The following is a 10419-nucleotide window of genomic DNA, read 5'->3' on the forward strand; positions in this document are numbered from 1 at the left end:
CATATTCTGAGCATATTGACGCACGAGTTCTCACCCTAGGTTCTTATCGACGCAGATTATGGTCTCGCCCTGGCGAGCACGGCGGCCAAACAGCAGGACACCCTCATGACACCGATGCAGAATGCACTGATCGAAGACAGGGAACTGCCCGAGGAGGCCGAATTCGACGATGACGAGATGGACAGTTCGGATGTCGAGGATTTCGCCTACGACCTCAATCCGCGCCATCATGTCCGATTTCAGCGGCGCGGCCCGGCTCTTCTGGTCAGTTTCGAGGCAGCGCGCGAGCCCGGCGTCGTCCTGTCGGAGCGCGCGCCGCGTCTCGATGGGCTGGCGCGCGATCTTGACTGGTCGATCCTGTCGCTGGTCTCGCGCGGGGATACCTGGTTCCGCGACCCCGAGGTAATCACCTTCTTCGATGCGCTCGCCGATGGCACGCTGCTCGACCAGTTCGAGACGGTGCTCTTCTACGGCGATTCGTCCGGCGGACATGCCGCCCTCTCCTTCGCGCTCGCCGCGCCCTGCAGCCGCGTCCTCGCCCTCGCGCCGCAGGCATTTCTCGATGCCCAGGAAACGGCATGGGATACCCGCTTCAAGAGCAGCGGCAAGGTCGATTTCACCAGCAGGTACACTCCCGATGCCGCGAATCTTTCGGCATCGTTGCAGGTTTTCGTGCCGCATGATCCCATGCATGCCGAGGATGCGCGCCACATGGCGCTTCTCGCCGGCCCGACCGTGACTGCACTCAATTGCCGTCACATGGGCTCACGGCTCGAAGCGACGCTGGCCGAGTTCGGTATCCTGGAGGATGTCGTCTGCGAGGCGATGGAGGGAACGCTCGACGCGGTGCGCTTTTACGAGTTGCTGCGCGCGCGGCGCCAGAACGCATCATATCTTCGGCGCGTCGTGTCGCGCTGCATCGAGAAGCGCCACAGGCTTCTGGAGGCGCTGGCAGTGCGCAACATCGCGCAGAGGCTCGGACGCAACCGCTATGCCAAGAGGTTCGATCAGCTCAGCGCCGAGCTTGCGCAGGCCGGCCAGCCCGTTCCGCCGCAACGCGGCAGCTGAACCGGGATCGCCGGTTCCGGCCGGCGCCGAAGGCACCCTGGCCGAACCTGAGATCGGCCGCCACCGGAGGCAAGCCGGCAGTCTAATGCCTTCTCAGGCAGATGCTTCCTCAGAGGAACATCGTATCCCGGAAGACGTGGCGCACGATCTGGTCGCGGCGCAGCCCCATGCGGGCCAGTTCTTCATCGCTGCAGCCGTTGAGAAACTCGACTTCGCGAACCCGCGAATTCGCCTCGATGAGGTTGGTGAAGAAGCGCGATACGGCGCCGCCGATCACGGCGAAGGGGTTCGAAAATCCACGAGTTGGGCGGCTGAGGGCAATGCTCATCATCTTATCCTGTCTCAAAGGGGGCGACGTGCCCCGTTCCACCGATGAGATAGGCGATCCCGGACCCATGTTGCAGGACCAATGCTGCATTGCCGCATTGCTTTGAGTGCAACGCTCGGTCCGAGCCATGCGCGCGGCGGCGCCTGAACAGATCGCGCCGCCGCCGTGCGTTTGGAGCCGGGCGCCGGGCGCGCTCTTTCAGCCGAAACGCGGTCCCCGCTTCATCAGCCGCGCCGCGTTGGAGCGGGTCTTGGCTCCGAGCGGTTTCACGGCGGCATCGATGATCTTGTCCGGCGCGGCGCCGCTCATCATCGCGCGGCTGGCCGCCATACCCGAAGCCATGAGGGCTCCGGGCTTCTCGGTCAGCATGACGGTGTTCTCGGTCGGCGCGACCGCCCAGAGCCCGGCCATGCCGAGCATGCGGTATCCGATGACGACCTGCGCCTCTGCCATCATCTGCGATGCACGCATCATGGAGGCCCAGTAGGCAACGGGGGAAGAGGTCTGGAACATGGAAAGCTCCTGCTTGTAAAAAGGGTCAACGCTGCACTGCAGCAAAAAGGTCCCGGCGTGCAATTGCAAGCCCCGCTTTCGTCGCGGATCACCCGATACCCGTGTGATATTCCTCCTGCCGCCGGGTTCGCGGCCACAGGGTTCGCGCATGTGATGAAGTGCGGGGCCGCCACGTCTCGCACCGGGCCTGCAACCGAACTTCCCGCCCAAGGCCCGGACGCCCCAACTGATATCTGGAACTGGGCCGCGCGAGGGTGTAGATGCCGATCCCATGGAACAGACCCTCACGCTCCGCCGCCCCGATGACTGGCACCTGCACCTGCGCGATGGCGCGATGCTGGGGGCCGTGCTGCCCGACAGCGCCTGCGATTTCGGGCGGGCGATCATCATGCCCAACCTCGTGCCGCCGGTGGTCACGATGGAGGATGCCACCCGATACCGCGACCGGATCCGCGCGGCGCTGCCGGAGGGGTCGGACTTCACCCCCCTGATGACGCTCTATCTCACGGAGCAGACCGATCCGCGCGATGTCAGGGCCGCCGCGGCCGCAGGGGTGATCTCGGCGGTGAAGCTCTACCCCGCGGGCGCGACCACGAACTCGGCCTCGGGCGTGCGCGATTTCGTCAAGGTGCGCGGCGTGCTCGAGACCATGGCCGAGATCGGCCTGCCGCTTTGCGTGCATGGCGAAGTGACCGATCCGCAGATCGACATCTTCGACCGCGAGGCGGTGTTCATCGACACGGTGCTCGATCCGCTGCGCCGCGCCGTGCCGGGGCTCAGGGTCGTGATGGAGCATATCACCACGCGGCAGGGTGCCGATTACGCCGCCTCGGGGGGCGAGGATCTGGCCGCGACGATCACCGTCCATCACCTCGTGCTGAACCGCAATGACCTGCTCGCCGGTGGCATCAGGCCGCATTACTACTGCCTGCCGGTCGTCAAGCGCGAGGAGCACCGCCTGGCGCTGCGCGCGGCGGCCACCGGCGCGAGCGGACGGTTCTTCCTCGGCACCGACAGCGCGCCCCATTCCGATCCGGCCAAGCTGTCGCCCTGTGGCTGCGCCGGCTGCTATACCGCGCCGGTCGCCCTTTCCGTCCTCGCGCATGTGTTCGAACAGGAAGACGCGCTGGATGCGCTCGAGCCCTTCGCGTCGCTGAACGGTCCGGCATTCTACGGGCTACCCCCCGCCGGCGAGCAGATCACGCTGCGCCGCCATTCCGCCCCCCTGCCCCAACCGGCGCCGCGCAGGAGCGCGGATGGCGAGGTCACGGTCTTCGATCCGGGCTTCGCGCTGCATTGGGCGGTCGAGAGGTCACCGGAAGGCGCTTAGCGGCGCCGCGCGGGCATGACATGGCGGCCCGCCGCATCCGAGAGCGGTGGGCGGTCCCAGATTTGGATGAAGTTGAGATACGAGGCCAGCGCATGACCATCCCCACGAGTTTCCCGCCCCGCGATGAGATCGCCCGGCTGACCGCCGGAATGCTGCTCGAGATCGGAGCGGTGCATTTCAACGCCGACGAGCCTTTCACCCTGGCCTCCGGCCTGCCCTCCCCGACCTATATCGATTGTCGCAAGCTCATCTCCTACCCGCGGATCCGCTCCACGCTGATGGATTTCCTGGCCGCGACCGTCATGCGCGACGCGGGCTTCGAGGCTTTCGACAACGTGGCCGGCGGCGAGACGGCGGGCATTCCCTTCGCCGCCCTGATGGCCGAGCGGCTTGCGCTGCCGATGAGCTACGTGCGCAAGAAGCCCAAGGGCTACGGGCGAAACGCCCGGATCGAGGGCGAGCTGCGCGAGGGACAGCGCGTGCTCCTGGTCGAGGATCTGACCACCGATGGCGGCTCCAAGCTCGGTTTCGTCGACGCGATCCGCGAGGCGGGCGGGCACTGCGCCCATACGGCGGTGATCTTCAGCTACGGCATCTTCCCCGGCACCATCGGGCGGCTCGAGGAGCATGGCGTCACCCTGCACCACCTGTGCAACTGGTGGGACGTTCTGGAATGCGCGCGGACGCGCGGCAGTTTCGATGCGGCGACCCTGTCGGAGGTCAACGTCTTCCTGACCGATCCGCGCGGCTGGCAAGAGCGCCGGATGGCCGAGGCGCCGCCCTCCTCCTGAGCGATTCCCGCGCCGGACCCTGCCGGACCCGCCCGCGGCCATCGTGGTGGTGTGCAGGTCCGGTCGAACCATGCGCGATCGGGCGGCGCACCGCCGGTACGACATGCAGCGCTCCGCCGGTGCGACATGCGGCGCAATCGCTACATCCGCCGGGCCGAATCCTGCCGACCACCCAATGAGAGGTCGAAAAACCTCCACAAAGATTGCAGAATTGTATACCGGTTGCTGGTCCGGGCACGTGGCGGCCAAGACCTCGATCACCTGACATGGCAGCAGAGCGGAACAGTCGAGATGAACGAGATGACGGTAGTGCGCCCGGGACAATCCCCCGAGGAAGCGCGGGACGGTGCGGAAGCCTCGTTGCCTCACAACATCGAGGCCGAGCAGCAGCTTCTTGGCGCGATCCTGACCAATAACGACGTGTATGACCGCGTGGCCAGCGTGATCAACGACACGCATTTCTACGACCCGGTCCATGCGCGCATCTACGAGGTGGCGGCCAGCCGCATCGCCAAGAACGCGCTGGCCTCGCCGGTCACGCTGAAGGCGTTTCTAGAGGATGATCCGGGCCTCAAGGAGCTGGGTGGCGCGCAATATCTCGTGCGCCTCGCCGGCGCCGCGATCAGCAGCTACGCCGCGCGCGACTACGCGCAGATGATCTATGACCTGGCCATCCGGCGCGAGCTGATCGAGCTGGGGCGCGAGATCAGCGCCAAGGCCGCAAAGGTCGACGTGGCCTCGGAGCCAAAGGAGCAGATCGTCGAGGCCGAGCAGCGCCTCTACAAGCTCGGCGAGGCCGGCCAGAGCCAGCAGGGCTTCCAGTCCTTCCTGCGCGCCGTCACCGATGCGGTGAACGTGGCCAATGCCGCCTACCAGCGCGATGGCGGGCTGGCCGGGGTCAGCACCGGGCTCGTCGATCTGGACAAGAAGCTGGGCGGGCTGCACCGCTCGGACCTGTTGATCCTCGCCGGGCGGCCCTCGATGGGCAAGACTTCGCTCGCCACCAATATCGCCTTCAACGTGGCCAAGGCCTATCGCCGGGGCACCTTGCCGGATGGCACCGAGGGCGCGACGGATGGCGGCATCGTCGGCTTCTACAGCCTCGAGATGAGCGCCGAGCAGCTGGCCGCGCGTATCCTGTCGGAGGCCTCGGAAGTTCCCTCCGAGCAGATCCGGCGTGGCGACATGAACGAGACCGAGTTCCGCCGGTTCGTCGAGGCCGCCAAGGCGCTCGAATCCTGCCCGCTCTACATCGACGACACGCCCGCCCTGCCGATCAGCCAGCTGGCCGCGCGCGCCCGCCGGCTCAAGCGCGAGCACGGGCTCGACGTTCTGATGGTCGACTACCTGCAGCTGGTACGCGGCGCTGGCCGGACCGAGAACCGGGTCAACGAGATCAGCGAGATCACGCAAGGACTCAAGGCGATCGCCAAGGAGCTCGACATTCCCGTCATCGCCCTATCGCAGCTCAGCCGTCAGGTCGAGAACCGCGAGGACAAGCGTCCGCAGCTTTCGGACCTGCGCGAATCGGGCTCCATCGAGCAGGATGCCGACGTGGTGATGTTCGTGTTCCGCGAGGAATACTACAAGGAACGCGAGAAGCCCGGCGATCACGAGCTCGACAAGATGGCCTCCTGGCAGGACGAGATGGAGCGCCTGCATGGCCGTGCCGAGGTGATCATCGGCAAGCAGCGCCATGGCCCGATCGGTTCGGTCGACCTGAGCTTCGAGGGACGGTTCACCCGCTTCGGAAACCTGGTCCAGGCCTGGCAACAGGGCAGCGACCGCGACTTCTGAGCCAATGAGGGGGCGCGCGCCGTGCCGGCGGCGCGGCCCCGCGACAATTCCGGCGCGGCTCATGCGAGCGGCGCCCCGGCGGTGCAAAGGATGACGACGAGATGGGCAGCGGAACACTCCAAATCGACCTCGACGCCCTCGCGTCGAACTGGCGCGCCCTTGCCGCGATGACCGGGCCGCGCACCGAAGCGGGCGCGGTGGTCAAGGCGGACGGCTACGGGCTCGGCGCGGCGCAGGTCGCACACGCCCTGGCGCAGGCCGGAGCCAGGAAATTCTTCGCCGCCGTGGCGCAGGAAGGGGCCGCCTTGCGTGCCGCGCTCGGCCCCGATGCCGAGATATACGTCTTTTCGGGGCACATGGCCGGCGATACGGAGGCGATCTCGGAGCTGTCGCTGATCCCGATGCTCAACTCAATCGAGCAGATGACGCGGCAGTTCGAGGCGCTGCCCGGGCAGCCCTTCGGCATCCAGCTCGACAGCGGGATGAACCGGCTTGGCCTGGAGCCGGCCGAGTGGGGAGCCGCGCGGGAGATCGCCCTCGGGCTCGGCCCCCGCCTCGTCGCGAGCCACCTGGCCTGTGCTGACGAGCCCGAACACCCGATGAACCGGCAACAGCTCGACACTTTCCGGAAGATGACCGACGGCATCGAGGCGCCCCGTTCGCTCGCCGCGACGGGCGGCATCCTGCTGGGCGAGGAATATCATTTCGACGTGGTCCGCCCCGGTATCGGCCTCTATGGCGGCCTGCCCTTCGCCGAGGCCCGCCCGGTGGTGCGCCTTTCCCTGCCCGTCATCCAGTGCCGAGATCTCGTGGAGGGCGAAAGCGTGGGCTATGGCAACAGCTGGACCGCCGAAGGGCCCGTGCGCCTCGCGACCGTCTCGGGAGGGTATGGCGACGGGCTTCTCAGGGCGCTCAGCAACGAGGCGATGCTGTTCAGTGGCGAGGTGCCCTGCCCGCTTGTCGGCAGGGTCTCGATGGACCTCATCACGGTGGATGTGACCCATCTCGACCGCGATCCCGAGCACCTCGATATCCTGTGCCCCTCGCAAAGCGTCGATGAGCTTGCGACCGGCGCCGGAACGATCGGCTACGAGATCCTCACCTCGCTGGGCAATGGGCGCTACAGGCGCAGCTACGAGGGTGGCGGACTGATCTCCGCGACGTGAACAATCCGGTTCCGCGGCGAGGAATTGTCACCCCGCGGGACCGATCCTTCTATCTGCTTGACAATTTCGGATCATATTTATTCAACGTGGTAAATTGGCCACGCATGCTTTACAGTGGCACCCAACTTTCTCTTCGCCCCAAGGATTGATGCACCGGTCCGACCCACTGTTCCCGGGCATTCAGCAGCAGCAGTTTTTAAGATAACTTCTTTTCTTTGCAATGGCTTGATGGAGACCACCCTCGAGATTGCCGTATCCCTTTGATGGCGACCACGACCGGTCCGAACCGGTCGCTGGTGACTGCACCGCCCGGCCCGCGAAGCGGACTACAGCCCTCTCATCGGCCCCCTGCCACGGGGGTGTGGCAAAAGTTGCGGAACTAAGGCCAAGGACGGGTGATTTAACAGACAAGCGATTTTATGCCGATCGACCGTACCGTTTCACGCTGCCACCCAACTGCCAGGAGTACCGTTATGACCAACAGTTCCGCATACGGCCCCGAAACCCGGATCATATCCCTGCTTCAGGGTCTGGCCACCGCGATCCTCGCCGTCGCAGCCTTCGCCCTCGTGGTCGCGACGGTTGCCGCCGCGCTCGGGCTGCTGCCCTGGCTGACGCTGCCGGTGAGCTTTGGCGAGACCGTCTACACGCAGGCCGGCATCGTCATCCAGACCGGCGCCGCGGTGCTGCTCTTGGTGCTCCTCACCTTCATTCCCTCCGCGGCCCGCGTGATGCGCCTCGAGGCCACGCATCGCGATTTCTCGATCTGCATGAGTGATGTGGCGGATGCCTACGCGGCCTGCCACCGCGCCGATCGCGCCGGAGCCTTCACGCTCGCCAGCGAGTTCGACAGCGTCAAGGAGCGCATCGCCTTCCTGCGCCAGCATCCCGATCTGGGCAACCTGGAGCCCGACGTGCTCGAGGCCGCCGCCCAAATGAGCCATACCTCGCGCGAGATCGCCGAGATTTACTCCGATGAGAACGTTGCAAGGGCCCGCACCTTCCTGCGCGAGCGCATGGAGGAGATCGAGACCTTCCGCGACCGGATCGGGCAAGCCAATACGCAGTCGCACGAATTGCACCGCTATCTCGAGCAGGTCGAGCTCGAGGAGGACATCAACGCCTCGCAGCTCCAGCGTCTCGAGGAGCAGTTCGGCGAGACGCTCACCAAGCTGGGCTTCCGCCGTGTCGCCTCGCGTCCGGCCGGCAACGTGGTTGCCATGCCCTCGGCAACCGCCGCCGAATAGGCGCGCAACGCCGCGAACGCGCCGTCATCCGTCCCGCCCACCTGGCAGTGACGGGACGGATGACGGCGCCGCCGGCGAGGGTTCTTGCCCTTGCCGGTTTCGCGTTGCAAAAGGGCCCATGGCAAAATCACTCTCCTTCACTTGCACGGCTTGCGGCGCTCTGCATTCCAAGTGGTCGGGCCGGTGCGATGCCTGCGGCGAATGGAACACCATCGTCGAAGAAGCGCCCCTGGCCGCCGGCCCGGCCGGAAAGTCGCTCGGCGCCAAGCGCGGGCGCGGCATGGCCCTGGGCGATCTGGCCACCATCGAGGCACCGCCCCCCCGCACCGAATCGGGCCTTGTCGAACTTGATCGCGTGCTTGGCGGCGGGCTTGTTCCCGCCTCGGCGGTTCTCGTGGGCGGCGATCCGGGCATCGGCAAGTCCACACTTCTCCTGCAAGCGGCGGCGGCCTTCGCGAATGCGGGGCTGAAATCGGTCTATGTCTCCGGCGAGGAGGCCAGCGCCCAGATCAGGATGCGGGCCCGCCGCCTCGGGCTTGGCGATGCGGCGGTGAAGCTCGCGACCGAGACGAGCCTGCGCGACATCCTCACCACGCTGGAGGCCGAGAAGCCCGACCTGGTGATCATCGATTCCATTCAGACCATGTGGGCCGACACGGTCGACAGCGCGCCGGGCAGCGTCAGCCAGGTGCGCGCGGCCGCCCATGAGCTGACGGCCTTTGCCAAGAAGAACGGCATCTCGGTCATCTTGGTTGGCCATGTGACCAAGGAGGGCCAGATCGCCGGTCCCCGCGTGATCGAGCACATGGTCGACACGGTCCTCTATTTCGAGGGCGAGCGCGGCCACCAGTTCCGCATCCTGCGGGCGGTCAAGAACCGCTTCGGTCCCGCCGACGAGATCGGCGTCTTCGAGATGACCGGCGCGGGGCTCGCCGAGGTGGGCAACCCTTCGGCACTGTTCCTGTCGGACCGCGAAACGCCGCAGCCCGGCACGGTGGTCTTTGCCGGGATCGAGGGCAGCCGCCCGCTCCTGTGCGAGTTCCAGGCCCTTGTCGCGCCGACGCCGCAAAGCCAGCCGCGGCGCAGCACGGTGGGATGGGACGGGGCGCGCCTTGCGATGATCCTCGCGGTGCTGGAGGCACGCTGCGGCATTCCCTTCGCCGGGCTCGACGTCTATCTCAACGTGGCGGGGGGCCTGCGCGTGCGCGAGCCGGCGGCCGATCTCGCCGTGGCGATGGCGCTTTTGTCGGCGCGCGAGGATGCCGCCCTGCCCGCGCAGACGGTCGTCTTCGGCGAGATCAGCCTGAGCGGCGGCCTGCGCCCGGCGACGCAGACCGAAAACAGGTTGAAAGAAGCGTCGAAACTTGGTTTCACGGCTGCGATCGTTCCCGAGCGCAGCAAGACGGGAACCGATGGAGGACTTGCGCTCCGGCAGTTCTCTGACCTTGCCGGTCTGGTCGGCGACATGTTCGGGGCGGGCTGAAAGGGCTAATTCATGGAAGGTTTCACGGTCATCGATGCCGTCGTGGCGGGGGTCATCGTCCTGTCCTCGATCCTTGCCTATTCGCGCGGCTTCGTGCGCGAGGCGATGGCGATCCTGGGCTGGATTGCGGCGGCGGTGCTGGCATTCATCTTCGCGCCGGAGGCGGAGCCACTGGTGCGCGAGATCCCGGTGCTGAGCGATTTCCTCGGCGATAGCTGCGAGCTGTCGCTCATCGCGGCCTTCGCGATCGTCTTCGCGATCGCGCTCGTACTCGCCTCGATCTTCACCCCCCTGCTCTCGGGGTCGGTGCGCAACTCGGCGCTTGGCGGCATCGACCAGGTGCTCGGCTTCCTCTTCGGGGTGGCGCGCGGCGTGCTCCTCGTCGCGGTGGCCCTGATCGTCTATGACCGGGTGATGACGACAGATGCGATCCCGATGGTCGAGAACTCGCGCAGCGCCGCGATCTTCGCGCGCAGCGAAGCCTCGCTCGACGAGCGCATCCCCGACGATGCGCCGGGATGGATCGTGGCCCGCTACGAGCAGCTCGTGGGAACCTGCGGCAGCTGAGCGGCCCTTCCGCCCTTTCGGCTCAAAGCCCCGGATGCGCCGCCTCCGTAAGCGTTAGCTGAACAGCACCAGCGGTTCAGCTTGACGGCTTGAAGTTCCACGGCAGCAGGTCGTCGAGGCGGCTTTGCG

General features: G+C 66.5%; 10 protein-coding genes. 8 read left to right on the forward strand and 2 right to left on the reverse strand.

Features of this window, described 5'->3' with window-relative positions; all coding sequences use genetic code 11:
- Positions 1–105: 105 nt before the first annotated feature.
- On the forward strand, positions 106–1068 hold the full coding sequence (locus PMES_RS04430) for a phosphoadenosine phosphosulfate reductase (protein WP_159964310.1): 963 nt from the start codon (positions 106–108) through the stop codon (positions 1066–1068).
- 109 nt (positions 1069–1177) lie between these two features.
- Here the strand turns inward: PMES_RS04430 and PMES_RS04435 are convergent, their stop codons facing one another.
- The gene (locus tag PMES_RS04435; RefSeq protein ID WP_159964311.1) at positions 1178–1396 is read right to left on the reverse strand and encodes a hypothetical protein; all 219 of its coding nucleotides are present in this window, start codon (positions 1394–1396) and stop codon (positions 1178–1180) included.
- A gap of 198 nt (positions 1397–1594) precedes the next feature.
- Positions 1595–1909 (reverse strand): antifreeze protein, encoded by a 315-nt coding sequence (locus PMES_RS04440; protein ID WP_159964312.1) that lies wholly within the window; start codon positions 1907–1909, stop codon positions 1595–1597.
- 271 nt (positions 1910–2180) lie between these two features.
- Here PMES_RS04440 and pyrC point away from each other — a divergent pair, with 271 nt between their 5' ends.
- The 7 genes from pyrC (at position 2181) to PMES_RS04475 (ending at position 10290) form a co-directional block, all read left to right on the forward strand.
- Positions 2181–3239 carry a dihydroorotase gene (gene pyrC, locus PMES_RS04445; protein ID WP_159964313.1) on the forward strand — a complete coding sequence of 353 codons (1059 nt, stop codon included), beginning with the start codon at positions 2181–2183 and terminating at the stop codon, positions 3237–3239.
- A gap of 92 nt (positions 3240–3331) precedes the next feature.
- On the forward strand, positions 3332–4030 hold the full coding sequence (locus tag PMES_RS04450) for an orotate phosphoribosyltransferase (protein ID WP_159964314.1): 699 nt from the start codon (positions 3332–3334) through the stop codon (positions 4028–4030).
- 300 nt (positions 4031–4330) lie between these two features.
- The gene (locus tag PMES_RS04455) at positions 4331–5827 is read left to right on the forward strand and encodes a replicative DNA helicase (protein ID WP_236549695.1); all 1497 of its coding nucleotides are present in this window, start codon (positions 4331–4333) and stop codon (positions 5825–5827) included.
- Positions 5828–5928: 101 nt separating this feature from the next.
- Positions 5929–6993: an alanine racemase gene (gene alr / locus PMES_RS04460; protein WP_159964316.1), complete on the forward strand. Its 1065-nt coding sequence runs from the start codon at positions 5929–5931 to the stop codon at positions 6991–6993.
- A 473-nt stretch (positions 6994–7466) separates the two neighbouring features.
- Positions 7467–8240, forward strand: coding sequence for a DNA repair protein (locus PMES_RS04465; protein WP_159964317.1), 774 nt, complete (start codon positions 7467–7469; stop codon positions 8238–8240).
- A gap of 118 nt (positions 8241–8358) precedes the next feature.
- Positions 8359–9723, forward strand: coding sequence for a DNA repair protein RadA (gene radA / locus PMES_RS04470; protein WP_159964318.1), 1365 nt, complete (start codon positions 8359–8361; stop codon positions 9721–9723).
- 12 nt (positions 9724–9735) lie between these two features.
- On the forward strand, positions 9736–10290 hold the full coding sequence (locus PMES_RS04475; protein ID WP_159964319.1) for a CvpA family protein: 555 nt from the start codon (positions 9736–9738) through the stop codon (positions 10288–10290).
- Positions 10291–10419 lie beyond the last annotated feature (129 nt).

The sequence above is a fragment of the Profundibacterium mesophilum KAUST100406-0324 genome, from assembly GCF_009835145.1.
In the GTDB taxonomy this organism is placed as follows: domain Bacteria; phylum Pseudomonadota; class Alphaproteobacteria; order Rhodobacterales; family Rhodobacteraceae; genus Profundibacterium; species Profundibacterium mesophilum.

Bases quoted from the DNA above. Each gene is read 5' to 3' on its own strand.
- PMES_RS04465 (WP_159964317.1), top strand. From the start codon at position 7,467: ATGACCAACAGTTCCGCATACGGCCCCGAAACCCGGATCATATCCCTG.
- PMES_RS04440 (WP_159964312.1), bottom strand. From the start codon at position 1,909: ATGTTCCAGACCTCTTCCCCCGTTGCCTACTGGGCCTCCATGATGCGT.
- PMES_RS04475 (WP_159964319.1), top strand. From the start codon at position 9,736: ATGGAAGGTTTCACGGTCATCGATGCCGTCGTGGCGGGGGTCATCGTC.
- PMES_RS04455 (WP_236549695.1), top strand. From the start codon at position 4,331: ATGACGGTAGTGCGCCCGGGACAATCCCCCGAGGAAGCGCGGGACGGT.
- radA (WP_159964318.1), top strand. From the start codon at position 8,359: ATGGCAAAATCACTCTCCTTCACTTGCACGGCTTGCGGCGCTCTGCAT.
- PMES_RS04435 (WP_159964311.1), bottom strand. From the start codon at position 1,396: ATGAGCATTGCCCTCAGCCGCCCAACTCGTGGATTTTCGAACCCCTTC.
- PMES_RS04450 (WP_159964314.1), top strand. From the start codon at position 3,332: ATGACCATCCCCACGAGTTTCCCGCCCCGCGATGAGATCGCCCGGCTG.
- alr (WP_159964316.1), top strand. From the start codon at position 5,929: ATGGGCAGCGGAACACTCCAAATCGACCTCGACGCCCTCGCGTCGAAC.
- pyrC (WP_159964313.1), top strand. From the start codon at position 2,181: ATGGAACAGACCCTCACGCTCCGCCGCCCCGATGACTGGCACCTGCAC.
- PMES_RS04430 (WP_159964310.1), top strand. From the start codon at position 106: ATGACACCGATGCAGAATGCACTGATCGAAGACAGGGAACTGCCCGAG.